This is a genomic window from Variovorax sp. P4_B10 (assembly GCF_056402375.1).
The window spans coordinates 1-14,489 of record NZ_JBFUHN010000044.1 but is presented as its reverse complement, the minus strand read 5'-3'; the positions used below and the strand labels follow the sequence as shown (position 1 = coordinate 14,489).

General features: G+C 67.1%; 17 protein-coding genes. 7 read left to right on the top strand and 10 right to left on the bottom strand.

Annotation, left to right across the window (positions count from 1 at the left end):
- The 3 genes from AC1DXX_RS20175 (at position 1) to lpxO (ending at position 3,110) form a co-directional block, all read left to right on the top strand.
- A complete protein-coding gene (locus AC1DXX_RS20175) occupies positions 1 to 684 on the top strand; it encodes a response regulator (protein ID WP_478135986.1) in 684 nt (227 codons plus the stop codon).
- A 47-nt stretch (positions 685 to 731) separates the two neighbouring features.
- Positions 732 to 2,108: a sensor histidine kinase gene (locus AC1DXX_RS20170; RefSeq protein WP_478135985.1), complete on the top strand. Its 1,377-nt coding sequence runs from the start codon at positions 732 to 734 to the stop codon at positions 2,106 to 2,108.
- Positions 2,109 to 2,213: 105 nt separating this feature from the next.
- Complete coding sequence (lpxO, locus tag AC1DXX_RS20165; protein ID WP_478135984.1) at positions 2,214 to 3,110, top strand: lipid A hydroxylase LpxO; 897 nt, start codon at positions 2,214 to 2,216, stop codon at positions 3,108 to 3,110.
- Positions 3,111 to 3,113: 3 nt separating this feature from the next.
- Here lpxO and AC1DXX_RS20160 read toward each other — a convergent pair whose 3' ends face one another.
- Entirely contained in the window at positions 3,114 to 4,049 is a 936-nt protein-coding gene (locus AC1DXX_RS20160; RefSeq protein WP_478135983.1) for a LysR family transcriptional regulator, read from the bottom strand.
- A 56-nt stretch (positions 4,050 to 4,105) separates the two neighbouring features.
- Between AC1DXX_RS20160 and AC1DXX_RS20155 the strand changes: the two genes are divergently transcribed.
- On the top strand, positions 4,106 to 4,534 hold the full coding sequence (locus AC1DXX_RS20155; RefSeq protein WP_478135982.1) for a GlcG/HbpS family heme-binding protein: 429 nt from the start codon (positions 4,106 to 4,108) through the stop codon (positions 4,532 to 4,534).
- A gap of 9 nt (positions 4,535 to 4,543) precedes the next feature.
- Here AC1DXX_RS20155 and AC1DXX_RS20150 read toward each other — a convergent pair whose 3' ends face one another.
- A complete protein-coding gene (locus tag AC1DXX_RS20150; protein ID WP_478135981.1) occupies positions 4,544 to 5,194 on the bottom strand; it encodes a phosphatase PAP2 family protein in 651 nt (216 codons plus the stop codon).
- Positions 5,195 to 5,356: 162 nt separating this feature from the next.
- Here AC1DXX_RS20150 and AC1DXX_RS20145 point away from each other — a divergent pair, with 162 nt between their 5' ends.
- The 3 genes from AC1DXX_RS20145 to AC1DXX_RS20135 are packed head-to-tail and all read left to right on the top strand — an operon-like array spanning position 5,357 to position 7,618.
- Positions 5,357 to 6,037 carry a response regulator gene (locus AC1DXX_RS20145; RefSeq protein ID WP_478135980.1) on the top strand — a complete coding sequence of 227 codons (681 nt, stop codon included), beginning with the start codon at positions 5,357 to 5,359 and terminating at the stop codon, positions 6,035 to 6,037.
- Complete coding sequence (locus AC1DXX_RS20140) at positions 6,034 to 7,383, top strand: sensor histidine kinase (protein ID WP_478135979.1); 1,350 nt, start codon at positions 6,034 to 6,036, stop codon at positions 7,381 to 7,383. Before AC1DXX_RS20145 ends, AC1DXX_RS20140 begins: the two co-directional genes overlap by 4 nt.
- Positions 7,384 to 7,396: 13 nt before the next feature.
- A complete protein-coding gene (locus tag AC1DXX_RS20135) occupies positions 7,397 to 7,618 on the top strand; it encodes an oxidoreductase-like domain-containing protein (RefSeq protein ID WP_478135978.1) in 222 nt (73 codons plus the stop codon).
- Here the strand turns inward: AC1DXX_RS20135 and AC1DXX_RS20130 are convergent.
- The 8 genes from AC1DXX_RS20130 to AC1DXX_RS20095 all read right to left on the bottom strand — a co-directional run.
- Positions 7,615 to 8,091 (bottom strand): nucleoside deaminase, encoded by a 477-nt coding sequence (locus AC1DXX_RS20130; protein ID WP_478135977.1) that lies wholly within the window; start codon positions 8,089 to 8,091, stop codon positions 7,615 to 7,617. The two genes, AC1DXX_RS20135 and AC1DXX_RS20130, sit on opposite strands and share 4 nt — an antisense overlap.
- A 7-nt stretch (positions 8,092 to 8,098) precedes the next feature.
- Positions 8,099 to 8,869: an ABC transporter permease gene (locus tag AC1DXX_RS20125; protein WP_478135976.1), complete on the bottom strand. Its 771-nt coding sequence runs from the start codon at positions 8,867 to 8,869 to the stop codon at positions 8,099 to 8,101.
- Positions 8,870 to 8,879: 10 nt separating this feature from the next.
- Positions 8,880 to 9,749 (bottom strand): ABC transporter ATP-binding protein, encoded by an 870-nt coding sequence (locus tag AC1DXX_RS20120; RefSeq protein ID WP_478135975.1) that lies wholly within the window; start codon positions 9,747 to 9,749, stop codon positions 8,880 to 8,882.
- The gene (locus AC1DXX_RS20115) at positions 9,749 to 10,780 is read right to left on the bottom strand and encodes an ABC transporter substrate-binding protein (protein ID WP_478135974.1); all 1,032 of its coding nucleotides are present in this window, start codon (positions 10,778 to 10,780) and stop codon (positions 9,749 to 9,751) included. Before AC1DXX_RS20115 ends, AC1DXX_RS20120 begins: the two co-directional genes overlap by 1 nt.
- Before the next feature lie 94 nt (positions 10,781 to 10,874).
- Complete coding sequence (locus AC1DXX_RS20110) at positions 10,875 to 11,873, bottom strand: TRAP transporter substrate-binding protein (RefSeq protein ID WP_478135973.1); 999 nt, start codon at positions 11,871 to 11,873, stop codon at positions 10,875 to 10,877.
- A gap of 46 nt (positions 11,874 to 11,919) precedes the next feature.
- Entirely contained in the window at positions 11,920 to 13,185 is a 1,266-nt protein-coding gene (locus AC1DXX_RS20105; RefSeq protein WP_478135972.1) for a TRAP transporter large permease, read from the bottom strand.
- A gap of 366 nt (positions 13,186 to 13,551) precedes the next feature.
- Positions 13,552 to 14,166: a TRAP transporter small permease gene (locus AC1DXX_RS20100; protein ID WP_478135971.1), complete on the bottom strand. Its 615-nt coding sequence runs from the start codon at positions 14,164 to 14,166 to the stop codon at positions 13,552 to 13,554.
- A gap of 35 nt (positions 14,167 to 14,201) precedes the next feature.
- Positions 14,202 to 14,489: dihydrodipicolinate synthase family protein (locus AC1DXX_RS20095; RefSeq protein WP_478135970.1), on the bottom strand; the 288-nt coding region annotated here is incomplete at its 5' end.

Below are 14,489 nucleotides of genomic sequence, written 5' to 3'. Positions count from 1 at the left end.
ATGAACCTTTTGCTTGTTGAGGACGACCTGGATCTCGGCAACGGCGTGCGCATCGCACTCGCCAATCAAGGCATGGACGTGGTGTGGGTCCGCAGACTCGACGATGCCCTGCGCACCCTCGAAGGCGGCACCTTCGACATGGTGCTGCTCGACCTCGGCCTGCCCGACGGCGACGGGCTGGACCTGCTGTTCCGCTTGCGCCGCGACCGGCAGATCCTCCCGGTGCTGGTGCTGAGCGCGCGCGATGCGCTCAACGACCGCCTGCGCAGCCTCGACGACGGCGCGGACGACTACCTCGTCAAGCCCTTCGCGCTGGCCGAACTGCTGTCACGCGTGCGTGCCCTGGCGCGCCGCAGCTACGGTTTCAACGACGAGACCATCCGCATGCGCGGCCTCGCGTTGCACGAGCCGACCCGCGGCGTGATCATCGACGGCGAGCCGGTGGAGCTGTCGCGCTGCGAGTTCGACCTGCTGGCGCTGCTGCTCAAGCGCACCGGCCGCGTGGTCACGCGCCGCGTGATGGAAGAGCAGGTGCTGCCCGGCGGCCAGGCCAACGGCAGCAACTCGCTCGAAGTGCACATCTCCAATCTGCGCCGCAAGATCGGACAGGGCTACATCCGCACGGTGCGCGGCATCGGCTATGTGATCGACGTGCAGTCGCTCGCGCGGAGCAGCGCCAAATGATGCAGGCGCTGGCGCGGCGCTGGAGGAACTGGAAGCAGCCTTCCCTGATGCGGCGCCTTCTGCTGGCGCAGATGGCCGTGGTGGCCCTGCTGTGGACCATGGCCATCGCGCTGCTGCTGTACGACTCCTACGAAGACCCCGAGCTGCTGAAGTACGACAAGATCTTCCAGTCCGTCCTGTCGATCGCGCAGAACCTGGCCGATCGGCCCGACCTTCAGCAGGAAAGCCTGGCCGCCTTCGACCTGGCGCTGCTCGAAGCGGTGGGCGACGGCGATGCTGCGTCGGACAGCTCGCCCGTCATGCAGGTCTGGCAGCAGGGCAAGCTGATCTACCGCTCCACGGCCGCGGCACCCGTCATCCTCAACACCGTGCCGAACCGCATCGAGACCGTGAAGGCGGGCGGCCGCGAATGGCGTGCGCGCACGCTGGCGTCACCCGGCACCGACACCCTCGTGATGCTGGCCGAGCCCAGCGTCTGGCGGCTGACCGTCACCGTCATGTACCGGGGCTTCTACGTGCTGCCGCTGGTGATCAGCCTGCCCTTCCTGATTTTTCCCGCCTGGCTCTCGGTGCGCGTCGCGTTGCGCCCTTGGCGGCAGGTGAGCAGGGAAACCTCCGAGCGCGGGCCCGCCGACATGACGCCGCTGTCCTACACGCCGCCGCACAAGGAGCTGAAGCCGCTGGTGCAGAGCATCAACAGCCTCTTGCAGCGCGTGCGCGACAGCACCTCGCGCGAACGCAGCCTGATTGCCGATGCAGCCCACGAATTGCGCACGCCGCTCGCGGCCATGCGCGTGAATGTGGAAGCGCTGAAAGAGCAGAGCACCGACGAAGGCCAGCGCGAACTCATGGGCAACCTGCTGCGCAGCAACGATCGCGCGGCGCGGCTGGTGGGGCAGCTGCTGCAGTTGATGCGCAGCGATGCGGTGTCGAACAACGACCTGCCGGTCATGCTGTCGCTCGATGCACTGGTACAGGACCGCCTGGCCATGATCGAGGGCCTGGCCAGCGCCCGGGGCGTGGAGCTGGAACTCGATTGCGAGGGCAGCGTGCCGGTGCTGGGCGAGCGCGAAAGCCTGGTCTCGATGATCGACAACCTCATCAACAACGCGATCAAGTACAGCCCGCCGGACGGAACGGTCGTGGTGCAGGTGGCGTGCGAGGGGACGCAGGCGGTGCTGAGCGTGGCGGACCAGGGGCCCGGTATTCCGCCGGCGCTGCGCGAGCGGGTGTTCGACCGCTTCTTCCGCAACCCCGACCAGACGCAAAGCGGCAGCGGCCTGGGCCTGGCCATCGTCAAGTCGGTGGTCGACAGGCACGGCGGGGAGGTGGTACTGGGCGAAGCCCGGGGCGGCGGCCTGATGGCCACCGTGCGGCTGCCGCTGGCGGTGGCCGAGGCGCCCCAGCCCATGCTGTGCACCTGAAACCTCCCTCGGGACACGGCCAAAGGGCATGGTCAGGTCCATTTGGGGGCGGAGATTTACAATCCATGGCTACCCCCCGGCGCCGTCTACAGGACACATTCAACAATGAAGTGGGTCATTCTTGCTATCTTCGCGCTCAGCGCGCTCTACGTTCATTTCCGCGGGCAGGTTCGGCATCGCTTCTTCAGACAGCTCTCTGATCACTCGACCTTCCTTGCGCCGCTGAACGTCTTCATGTACCTCTTCTCGAAGGTGCCGGGTACGCCGTACCTGTCGCCTGCGCAGTTTCCCGAAATGCGCGTGCTCGAGGAGAACTGGCAGGTCATCCGCGAAGAAGCGCTGGCCATGCGCAACGGCGGCAGCATCAAGGCCTCGAGCCAGTTCAACGACGTGGGCTTCAACTCTTTCTTCAAGAGCGGCTGGAAGCGCTTCTACCTCAAGTGGTACGACGAGGCGCATCCCTCTGCCGCCGTGCTGTGCCCGCGCACGACCGAACTGCTCAAGGGCATCGGCACCATCAAGGCGGCCATGTTCGCCGAACTGCCGCCGGGCAGCCGCCTCGTGCGCCACCGCGACCCCTTCGCCGGCTCGCTGCGCTACCACCTGGGCCTGTGGACGCCCGGCGTCGAGGGCTGCTACATCGACGTGGACGGCCAGCGCTACCACTGGCGCGACGGCGAGGCGGTGGTGTTCGACGAAACCTTCATCCACTACGCCGAGAACACGACCGACCACGACCGTGTGATCCTGTTCTGCGACATCGAGCGCCCGCTGAAGTACCGCTGGGCCAGCGCCGTCAATCGCTGGTTCGCGAAGAACCTGCTGGCCGCGGCGAGCTCGCCCAACGATGCGGGCGACAAGACGGGCGGCATCAACCGCGCGTTCAAGTACATCTACCAGATCCGCGTGGTCGGCAAGCGGCTGAAGGCCTGGGACAAACGTGTGTACTACCTCGTGAAGTGGGCCATCTTCGGCGGCCTGGCCCTCTGGATCTTCTGGTAAGGCTCAGGCCAGGCGCCCGGCGTGGGCACCGACCATTTCCGCCAGCGCGTCGGCCACGGCCCTGACGCGCGGCGAGCGCCTCACATCGGGGTGCACCACGCTCCACACCTCCCGCATCACAGGCCGGCCTTCGCCGGGCACCTCGACCAGTGCGTCGTCGTCGCGCGCCATGAAGTCCGGCAGCATCGCCAGGCCAAGGCCACCGCGGCAAGCGTTGTGCAGGGCCGTGAGGTCGTTGCTGCGCAAGACGAAAGGGCGTGAGCCGGCAATCTCCGCCAGCAGTTGCTGGTGCGGCACGTTGCCGGGCGGATCGCTGTAGCCGAGAAATCGCCAGTCGGTCTCCGAACGCGTGAGCCACGCGGGCGAGGCGTAGAGGCGAAAGGCCAGCTCGCCGAGCTTGCGCGCGGCCAGGCCGGGCTCGGTCGGCCGCATGAAGCGGATCGCGATGTCCGCATCGCGGCGTTGCAGGTTGGCGCTGCGAAGCTCGCCGGCGATGTCCAGCGCGACGCCCGGCCATCGGTCGGCTTGCGCGGCCCACAGCGGCACGATGAAGTGGCTGGCGAAGGCCGGCGGCGCCGAGACCCGGACCGTGCCTTGCGCCGCCGTGTTCGCCGCGGCTGCACGCGCGAAGGCCAGCACTTCCTGTTCGAGCCGTTCGGCGGGCGCGAGCAGCGCTTCGCCCTCGTCGGTCAGCGCCCAGCTTCGCGGCAGGCGGTCGAAGAGGCGCACGCCGATGTGCGACTCCAGGGCTCCGACCCGGCGCGCGACCGTCGAATGCTCGACGCGCAATTGCCGCGCTGCGCCCGATAGGCTGCCCTCGCGCGCCACGGCCACGAAGAAGCGGATGTCGTCCCAGGCGAGGGATGCGAGCGCGGCGGCATCGGGGTGGTGAGCTGGCGATTCGTGCACAACGGATGCGAAGTTTTGGGGAATGGCCATTCATTCTGCCCGCCGCTATCGTCCGGCGCATCGTTCGTCACTTCACAGGATTCGCCATGAGCACCGCACAACAATCATTCATTTCCTACGGCCCGCCCGTGTCCCTCGACATCGCCCGGCGCGTGGTTGCCGCGGCCGAGGCCGAAGCGCGCGCCAACGGCTGGCCCATGGTCATCGCGGTGATGGACAGCGGCGCCAACCTCGTGGTGCTGCACAAGATGGACCATGCGCAGACCGGCAGTGTCGAGATCGCGCAGGCCAAGGCGCGCAGCACCGTGCGCTTCAAGCGGCCGACGCGCGTGTTCGAAGAGGCGCTGGCCGCGGGCGGCCTGAACCTGCGGCTGCTGGCCACCGAAGGCGCATGCCCGCTCGAAGGCGGCCTGCCGCTGATGCACGAGGGGTGCCTGATCGGCGCCATCGGCGTCTCGGGCATGCAGTCGACGCAGGACGCGCAGGTTGCGGCCGCGGGCGTGCAAGCCCTCTGACAGTGGGCATCAGGCCTGCGCCAGCACCAGCCGGTTGCGCGTCATGCCGGCCCAGCTGACCAGGCCGGCGAGCAGGGTGCCTCCGAGCACATCGAGCAGCACATGCTGCCGCGTCGCGAGGGTCGAGCAGACGATGCCGAAGGCCCACAGCAGGTTCACCCATTGCGTCCACGCGGGCGCACCCACGCTGCGCAACTGGCGGCCCAGCAGCACGGCCGTGAACACGGCAAAAGCCACGTGCAGCGACGGAAAGGCATTGCCGCCCACGTCGGTGGCCTTGAGGAATTGCAGCGCCGGGTACTGCGACCAGTCGACCGGGAACACCGGCACCGTGGTCGGAAAGAACCAGAACACCGTGAGGCCGATGGCCGCCATGACCGCGGCGCCCTGCGCGCAGGCCCACAGCTCGGCCTTGTCCTTCGCGAAGGCCGGGGCCAGCGAGATGTAGAACCACAGCGAGCCGTACAGCACCATGGCGTCGTCGCTCACGCCCACCCAGTGGTCGATCGGCGTGAGCGGCATCACCGTCGGCGCCGACGGCGGGTTGTGCATCACCCAGAAATAGAGAAAGAAGAAGCCCGAGATGCCGGCCGTGGTGCCGATCATCTTGACGAACCAGAGCGTCGCGATCCGCTGCCCCAATGCCAGGTACCAAGGCACGCAAGATAGGGATGGAGAGCTCTGGCGGGATGTCACCGATGCTGCTTTCGGGAGGGATGAAGCGACACAGCTTATGCACCTGCATTGCATGAACATTGCGCCCGCTTCGTGCGGAGCCCCTTCTAGAATGGCCCGCCCATCCGGCCCGCCGCATCACCCCTCATGAGAATCCTGCTTGTCGAAGACGACGTCGATCTGGCGCAGGCGCTCGCATCGGCCCTCCGTCAGAACCAGGCGGTGGTCGATGTGGCGGGCTCGCTGCGTGAAGCCGAAGAAGCCGCGCTCGGTGCGCAGCACGACGTGATCGTGCTCGACCGCGGCCTGCCCGATGGCGACGGCCTCTCGCTGGTGGCTTTCCTGCGCCGGAACGACATCGCCGCCGCCGTGCTGGTGCTCACCGCCATGTCCGATGTGGCCGAGCGCGTGCTGAGCCTCGACGGCGGCGCCGACGATTACCTCGCCAAGCCCTTCTCGATGGACGAGCTCATGGCGCGCGTGCGCGCCCTGGCACGGCGCCCCGCGGTGCGCGCCACCCTCGTCATGACGCTGGCGCAGCTGCGCTTCGACCATCACATGCGGCAGGCCCATGTGGGCGAGCTGTGCCTCACGCTGCCGCGGCGCGAGCTGCTGGTGCTCGAGACACTGCTCGCGCATCGCGGCCGCACCGTGCTGCGCGAAGCCCTGCAGGACCGCGTGTACGGCCACAAGGACGACATCCAGTCCAACGCGCTCGACACGCATGTATCGCGGCTGCGCTCCAAGCTCGACAAGGCCGGCGCGCAGGTCGAGATCCACGCGATCCGCGGCGTGGGCTACCTCATCTGCGCCGCATCGCCGTCATGAGCCTGAGCCTGCTCTCGCTGCGCTGGCGTTTGATCTGGAGCCTGATCCTGCTGCAGGTGGTGGTCGGCTCGCTGGTGCTGGGCGGCTTCCTTGGCCTGGCCTGGATGCTGGGGCGCGTGGTCGACGAGACCGGGCAGGAAACTGTCGGGGTGATCCAGCGTGCGCTGGCCCACGACGAGGACGACCAGCTGGTGGCCGTGCCGACGCCCGAGTTCCAGCGGCTGCAGAAGGGCGACCCTTCCTTCTGGTTCATTGCGCGCGATGCCAGGGGTGCGGAGCTGCGCCATGGCGATGTGCCGCCGAAGTACGCCGCGCTCCTGGCCGCGCTCGACGGCATGGAGCGCATGGCCATCGACCCCGAGGAGGACAACACGCAGCCCAAGGCCCGCTTCGAGCGCGTCGAAACTTCCGCCGGCCCGGTCAATGTGCTCGCGCAGACCGGCAGCCCGCTGTCGGTCAAGAACACGCTCAAGGGCACCGGCTTCGTGTTCCTGTTCCTGGTGGCGCCGATGGCGCTCCTGACCAGCCTCGGCGTGATCCTGGCCACGCCGTTCGTGGTGAAGCGCGGCCTTCGCGGGGTGGTCGCCACGGCGGAGCGTGCGGAGAGCATCGACGTGCACGAGCGCACCACGCGCCTGCCGCTCACCCATGTGGCGAGCGAGATCCGCCCGCTGGTCAATGCCGTCAACCGCGCCTTCGACCGGCTCAACGAAGGCTACGACCGGCAGGAGCGTTTCCTGGCCGACGCGGCGCACGAGCTGCGCACGCCGATCACCACGCTGCAGATCCGCCTCGAAGGCCTGCCGAACGACCCGCTCAAGGTGAAGCTGATGCAGGCCTCGGCGCGGCTCGCCACGCTGGCCGAGCAGCTGCTCGACCTGCAGCGGCTCGACCACATCGCGCTGCAGGAGCAGCAGGTGGACCTGAAGGCGCTCTGCGAACGCGTGGCGGCCGACGTCGCACCGCTGGCGATCCAGAACCGCTGCGCGCTCTCGGTCGATGCGCCGCAGCCGCTGGTGGTGCGCGGCGATGCGCCTTCGCTCGAGCGCGCGCTCACCAACCTGATCCAGAACGCCATCGAGCATGGCGGGCAGGGCTGCGACATCCAGGTGCGGCTGTGCGAGCCGTCATGCATCGAGGTGCTGGACTCGGGGCCCGGCATTCCGGAAGCGGACCGCGAACGCGTGGTGGCGCCTTTTCACAGGCTCGTGCCGCGCGGCCGCGGGGCCGGGCTCGGGCTGCATCTGGTGGCCGAGGTGGCGCGCCTGCACCGCGGGCAACTGAGCATCGGAGCGGGCGAATCGGGCGGCGCGAAGATGCGGCTCGATTTGAACCTCGACGCGTGAGAACCTGCTCGCCATGAACCTCATCGACCGGCTGCCCGAGCCCACGAATCTTGCCAGCGCGCAAGCGTTGATCGCGCGCGTGCAGGCGGTGCTCGATGCCCAGGGGCTCGTCATGCGAGCACCGCCGCCCGAGCCCACCACCTGCTGCGGGCGCGGCTGCAATGGCTGCGTGTGGGAGGGCTGGCTCGCCGCCGTGGTCTATTGGTGCGACGAGGCCTCGCTGCGGCTGGCCTAGCGCGATTCCCAGAAGCCGCGGTGCGTGGCGATCATTTCCTCGGCCACTTCAGGCACCGGCCCGATCACCTCGATCTTCTTCTGCCCGCGCGCGAACACCTCGCGGCAGGGCAGGCTCAGGGTCGGGTTCTCGGGGTGGTCGCCCGTGAGCGCGAGCAGCGCCGATTCTTCCGCGCCGTAGACGATGCGGCCGATGTGCGCCCAGTAGCTCGTGCCGGCGCACATGGCGCAGGGCTCGAAGGTGGTGACCAGCGTGCATTGCCACAGGTAGTCGGCCGGCCAGTTCTGCGCGGCATGGCGCGCCAGCGTGGCCTCGGCGTGATTCACCGTGTCGATGTTGCCCTGCTCGGCGAGGATGGTCTCGCCATCGGGCGCGACGAGCACCGCGCCAAAGGGGTGGCGGCCCATCGCCATGGCGCGGCGGGCCACCTCGTCGGCGCGCCGCAGCGCGCGAATGATTTGATCGCGTGTCATCCGCGCATTATTGGTTCTGCGAGCCGCGGTGCGCCCAGCCGGTCGTGTGCTTCTCGATCACGCTGAAGAGTTCGTACATCAGCATGGCCATTGCGCCCACCACCATCAGGCCCGCGAAGGCCAGGCCCATCTGCATGGCCGAGCCGGCGGAAATCAGCAGGTAGCCGATGCCCTCGTTGGCGGCCGTCATCTCGCTCACCGTGGTTCCGACGAAGGCCAGTGTGATCGCCACCTTGAGCGAACCGAAGAAGTAGGGCATGGAACGCGGCAGGCCGATCTTCATGAGCACGTCCCAGCGCTTGGCGCCGAGCACACGCAGCACGTCTTCGAGCTCGGGCTCGAGCGTGGCGAGGCCGGTCGCGATGTTGACCATGATCGGGAAGAAGCTGATCAGGAAGGCCGTGAGGATCGCCGGCCCGACGCCGATGCYGAACCACACCACGAGGATGGGCACGAAGGCCGCCTTGGGCAGCGCGTTGAAGGCCGTCATCAGCGGATAGATCGCCGCATACGCGATGCGCGAACTGCCGATGACGAAGCCCATCAGCACCCCCACCACGATCGCCAGGCCGAAGCCCGCCATCGTGACCCAGAAGGTGCGCCATGCATGGCCCGCGATGATTTCCTTGTATTCCCAGAACTGCGTCCAGATGCGCCACGGGCTCGGGAAGATGAAGTCCGAGACTTCGAAGCCCGCGCAGACGATCTGCCAGAGCAGGAGCACCGCGACCAGCAGCAGCCAGGGCGACCAGCGTTCGATTTGCTTGGTGTTCTTCATGGCGCGCCGCTCAGTGGGAGACGGCAGCAGCGGCCGTTTGCGCCGCGCTGATGCCCGTGTTGCCTGCATTCCCACGTATGGCGCCGATGTGCCCGCGCAGCTCCAGCACGATGTCGGTGAATTCCTTCGTGTAAGTAAGTTCGAGCTCGCGCGGACGCGGCAGCTCGATCTCGCGCTTGACCACGAAGCGGCCCGGGCTCTTGCTCATCACGTACACCGTGTCGGCCAGGAACACCGATTCACGCAGGTCGTGCGTCACCAGGATCACGTTGAACTGCTGCTCGGTCCAGAGGTCGCGCAGGATGCACCACAACTCCTCGCGCGTGAACGCGTCGAGCGCACCGAAGGGCTCGTCGAGCAGCAGCATCTTGGGCTCGTGGATCAGCGCGCGGCAGATGCTCGCGCGCTGCTGCATGCCGCCCGACAGCTGCCACGGAAACTTGTCCTCATAGCCCGCAAGGCCCACCTTCTGCAGCAGCTTGCGCGCACGCTCGACGTATTCCTTGCGCCTGGCCTTGAAGTTCGAACGGTAGGGCTCGACGATTTCGAGCGGCAGCAGCACGTTGTCGACCGTGGTGCGCCAGGGCAGCAGCGACGGCGCCTGGAAGGCCATGCCGGAAATCTTCAGCGGGCCGGTCACCGGCGCACCGTCGATGCGGATCTTGCCCATCGACGGCATCTTCAAGCCCGTCGTGAGCTTCATGAAGGTCGACTTGCCGCAGCCCGAGGGGCCGACGATGGCGATGAATTCGCCGCGCTTGACCTTCAGGTCGATGGCCTCGACCGCGAAGTGGTTGGCGCGCAGCAGCTCCTCGTTGTAGGCGAGCCAGACGTCCTGGAAGTCGACGAAAGGGGCGGCCGCTTGCGATGCGTCCGCCATCACTTCTTCAGGATGTTGAGTTCGGCCGCGGGCGGCAGCAGCGCGGCCGTCCACACCGCGTCGGGGCTCACGCGGGTCTTGGTGTTGAACGCGTCCGACACCTGCGAAGCCATCAGCGACATGCGGCCCGCGTTGACGCCGCCGAAGCCTTCGGTGCGCGCGTCGGGGCTGTTGATCACGGTGTCGATGGCCAGCTGCAGGCGGCGGGTTTCGAGCTTGCTGTCGATGATGCCGTCGCGCGCCTTGACCGATTCGATGGCCACCGCCGGGTTGGCGATGACTTCCTTCGCGCCCTTGGCAAAGGCCGAGAGGAATTTCTTGATGGCTGCCGGGTTTTCCTTGATGAGCTTGGGCGAGGCGATGATCACGTTGCCGTAGAGCTTCACGCCGTAGTTGGGGTAGGGCAGCACGACGATGTCGGCCGCCTTGGCGCCGCGCGCCTCCAGGTTCAGCAGCGAGGTGAAGGTGAAGCCGGTGATGGCGTCGATGTCGCCGCGCATCAGCATGGTTTCGCGCAGCGTCGGGTCCATCGCGGTCCAGTTGACCGCGCCGATGTTGTTTGCCTTGGCGAAGATCGGGAAGGCGCGGCGGCCTGCGTCGAACACCGGCGCGCCGAGCTTCTTGCCGGCCAGGTCGGCCGGCTTGGTGATGCCGCTCTTCTTGAGCGCCATGACCGAGGCCGGCGTGTTGTTGTAGACCATCATCACCGCGACCGGCTTGTTCGGGCTGTCGGGGTTGTTGGCGTGGAATTCCATCAGCGCCGCGAGGTCGGCAAAGCCCATGTCGTAGGCGCCCGAGGCCACGCGCGTGACCGTGCCGCCCGAGCCGTTGCCCGCGTCGATGGTCACGTCGAGGCCCGCGGCCTTGAAGTAGCCCTTGGCGGCGGGGTGCAGGAACAGCGCGGCCGGTCCCTCGAAGCGCCAGTCGAGCTGGAACTTGATCGGCGTCAGGGTCTGGGCGTCGGCCGAGGTGAGGCCGAAGCTGAGGGCCGAGGCGGCGAGGAAGGACTGGAGCAGTTGGCGCTTGTTCATGCGAGATCCGTAAATGTGAATGCTTCGGCATTCAAGCAAAAACGGTGCCCGCACGCGATTGGTGCGAACCCTCCCGGCTGCCCGAGGCGTCTGGCTAGAGCGCCGCGCCGATCTTGCGCAGCTCGGCGATCTGCGGCGCCTTGGGCAGCCAGACCTTGTCGAACTCGGCAATGACCGGTGCGGGGTTGTAGCCGGCGCCGCTCTTGATCGTGAGGCCGCTGGCCTTGAACTTGTCGATCAGGCCGAGCTCGGTGGTCACGATGTCCTTGATCTGCGCGTCGAGCTGCTGCTTGACTAGGTCGGTGATCAGCGCCTTGTCCTTGGCGTCGAGCGTCTGCCAGATGCGGCCCGACACCAGCGGCGCGAAGGGCATGAACAGCGCGTTCATCGGCAGCATGGTCTTGGCGACGCGGTCGAAGCGCTGGGTCCAGGAGAACTCGATGTCCGCCTCGAGGCCGTCGACCTGGCCGTTGGCCATGGCGTCGAACACGCCCGGCGTCGGGATGGGCGTGGGCGCGGCGCCCAGCAGCTGGTAGAAGTCGCGGTACACCGGCGTGGGGTTGATGCGCAGCTTCATGCCCTTCAGGTCGGTGGGCGTCGAGATGTCCTTGGTCGCGAACACCACGCGCATACCGGTGATGCCCCAGCCCAGGCCGATGGTGCCCGTCTCGCGCGGCAGCACCTCGAGCAGCTTCAGCGCGGCGGGCGTGCGCACCAGGGAGGCGACATTGGTGGTCGAGCGCACGAGGTAGGGCGCGTTGATGGCTGCCACGCTCGCGACGCGCGAGCCCAGCTCGGCCGCCTGGATCCAGCCCATGTCCAGCGCGCCGGACTGCAGCTGCTGCATCATGGCCGACTCGTTGCCCARCTGGCCCGAATGGAACACGGTGACGCTCAGGCGGCCGTCGGTGGCCTTCTTGAGCGATTCGCCGAAGCTCACCGCGGCGCGGTTCCACGAATGGCCGGCGGGCGTGATGAGGCCGAGGCGGAATTCCTTGGTCGTTGCGGCACGCGACACGGTGCCGAAGAAGGCGGTCGACGCGGCGGCGGTGCCGGCTGCGGCCTGGACGAACTGGCGGCGGGAGAGGGACATGCGAGGCTCCGGTTGAGTGAGGAGGGAAGGGGAGAGGAGAGGGGACTTACTTGATGAGCGCGAGCGACAGGCTGGGGAACAGCGACAGCAGCACCAGCGCCGCGCAGCAGATCAGGAAGAACGGCAGCGTGACGATGAACATCTTTCCGGGCTTCGCGCCGGTCACCGCCGACGCCACGAAGAAGCTCAGGCCCACGGGCGGCGTCATCAGCCCGAGCACGAGGTTGATCACCACCACCACGCCGAAATGGCGCGGGTCGATGCCGTAGATCTCGGTCGCGATGGGCAGCAGGATCGGCACGGTCATGATCAGGCCCGGGATGCCGTCGATGACTGTTCCGATCACCAGCAGGATCAGGTTGACCAGCAGCAGGAAGGCGATCGGGTCCTTCGCGATGGTCTGGATCCATGCGGCGGTGGCCTGCGGCACCTTGCCGTAGATCAGCAGCCACGAGAACACCGCCGCAGCCGCGACCAGGAACAGCACCACCGCCGAGTAGATCGCCGACTTCAGCAGGATCTGCGGAATCATCGCGAAGCGAAATTCCTTCGTGACATAGCGCCCGACCAGCACCGCGGCCACCGCGCCCACCGCCGCCGATTCGGTCGGGTTGGCGACGCCGCCGAGGATCGAGCCGACGATGACGATGGGAATCAAGAGCGTCGGGCAGGCCGTGAGCATCGTGTGCAGGCGCTGCTTGATCGTGCGTTTCTCGGTGCGCGGGTAGTTGTAGATCAGGCCCATGCACGCGATCACGATGAAGAACAGCACCGTGAGGATGACGCCGGGAATGATGCCGGCGATCAGCATGTCGCCCACCGCCACCTGCGCCAGCACGCTGTACACCACGAACATCACCGACGGCGGAATGATCGGCCCGAGCATGCCGCCGTACACGGTGATGCCGGCGGCGAAGGTCTTGTCGTAGCCCTGCTTCTCCATCTCCGGCACCATGATCTGGCTCATGATCGCCACTTGCGCGGTGGCCGAGCCGATGATCGACGACACCAGCATGTTGGCCAGGATGTTCACGTAGGCGAGGCCGCCCTTGACCGAGCCGATGAAGGCCAGCGCGAGGTCGACCAGCCGCTTCGTGATGCCGCCGCCGTTCATGATCTCGCCGATCAGGATGAAGAGCGGAATCGCGATGAGGCTGTAGCTGTCGACGCCGCCGAACATCTGCACCGGGAACGACTGGAACAGCACCGTGTCGCCGGCGTTGAGGATGTAGACGATGCCCGAGAGGCAGAGGCAGGCGCCGATCGGCACGCCGACCAGCATGATCAGGAGAAAGAATGCGGAGGTCAGCATGTCGTCTGGTCCGGGAGAGGTTGTTTCGGGAAGGCTGCTGGATCGGCTTTGGGGTGTGTGCACAGGACACCGGGTACTCCCCTCCGCGAATGTCCCCCGCTTCGCTCCTTTATTTCGCTGCGGGGAGCACCCGGTGCCCTGCGCACGGGGCACGCTGCCGGTTTGCGGCCGATCAACCACTGCTCTGAACGATCACGCTGGCGGTGTGCTCTGCGCAGCGAAATAAAGGAGGAGGCATGCGGCCCTAGGCCGCGCCGGGGGACATTCGCTTCGCTGCGCACACCGTCGGCGTGATCGCGCCCTGAATCGCGTCCTGAACCAAGCACCTCACAAACAACGCGACGATTCGAAAAGCAAGGTTTCATTTCAGTTCACTGCATCCGCGTTGACGACGTGGAACTCGTCGTGCACGCGCTTGGGCTGCAGGCCGAGGTCTTCGATGAGGTTGGACAGCGCATGCACGCTGAGGGTGAGCGAGAAGATCGGCAGGATGAGCTGCACGAGCCAGGTCGGCCAGTCGAGCGTCTGCGTTTTCTCGGTGTAGAGGAAGTTGAAGGTCTCCGCGGCGAACTCCCTGGCATCGAAGCCGTGGCGCACGATGCCGACCGGGTCCATCCACAGCCAGCACATCGCCAGCAGGGCCAGGCCGAGCAGCAGCACACCGCCGGAGGCACTGGCCTTGGCGATGCGCGCGGCTTTCGCGCCGAGCTTGTCGGTGAGCAGCGTGACCGCGAAGTCGAGCCGCAGCCGCGTCATGGCCGACGCACCGATGAAGGTGAGCCAGACCACGCAGTACACCGAGGCCTCGTCCACCCAGTAGAGCGGAAAGCCCCCGTAGCGGGTGACCACGTTCAGCAGGACCAGCGCGATGAGCAGGCCCATCAGGCTGGAGAGCAGATGGCGCTCGCAGCGGAGGACGAAGTCCGACACATCGAGCATCCGGCGGGACAGGCCCCCGCGTTTCAAGGCGTTTTCTTCCATGGTGTTGTTGGCCCTGCAGTGAGGAGAAGCGCGGGTCAGGCGACCGACTGGTACTGCGCAGGCCGCGTGGCGAGCGCCTTCCTGACCACCGCTTCGATGAAGGCGCGCTCTTCGCCGATCAGCGGCAGGCGCGGGCGGCGCATGTGCTCGGAGCCCACGCCGACCAGCACGTCGATGAGCTTCAGGTTCTGCACCAGCTTGGTCGACACGTCCAGGTGCAGCATCGGCGTCATCCACTGGTAGAGCTTCAGCGCCTCGGCGAATTTGCCCGCCTTCATCAGGTCGTACAGCGCCACCGTCTCGCGCGGGAAGGCGCAGCCCAC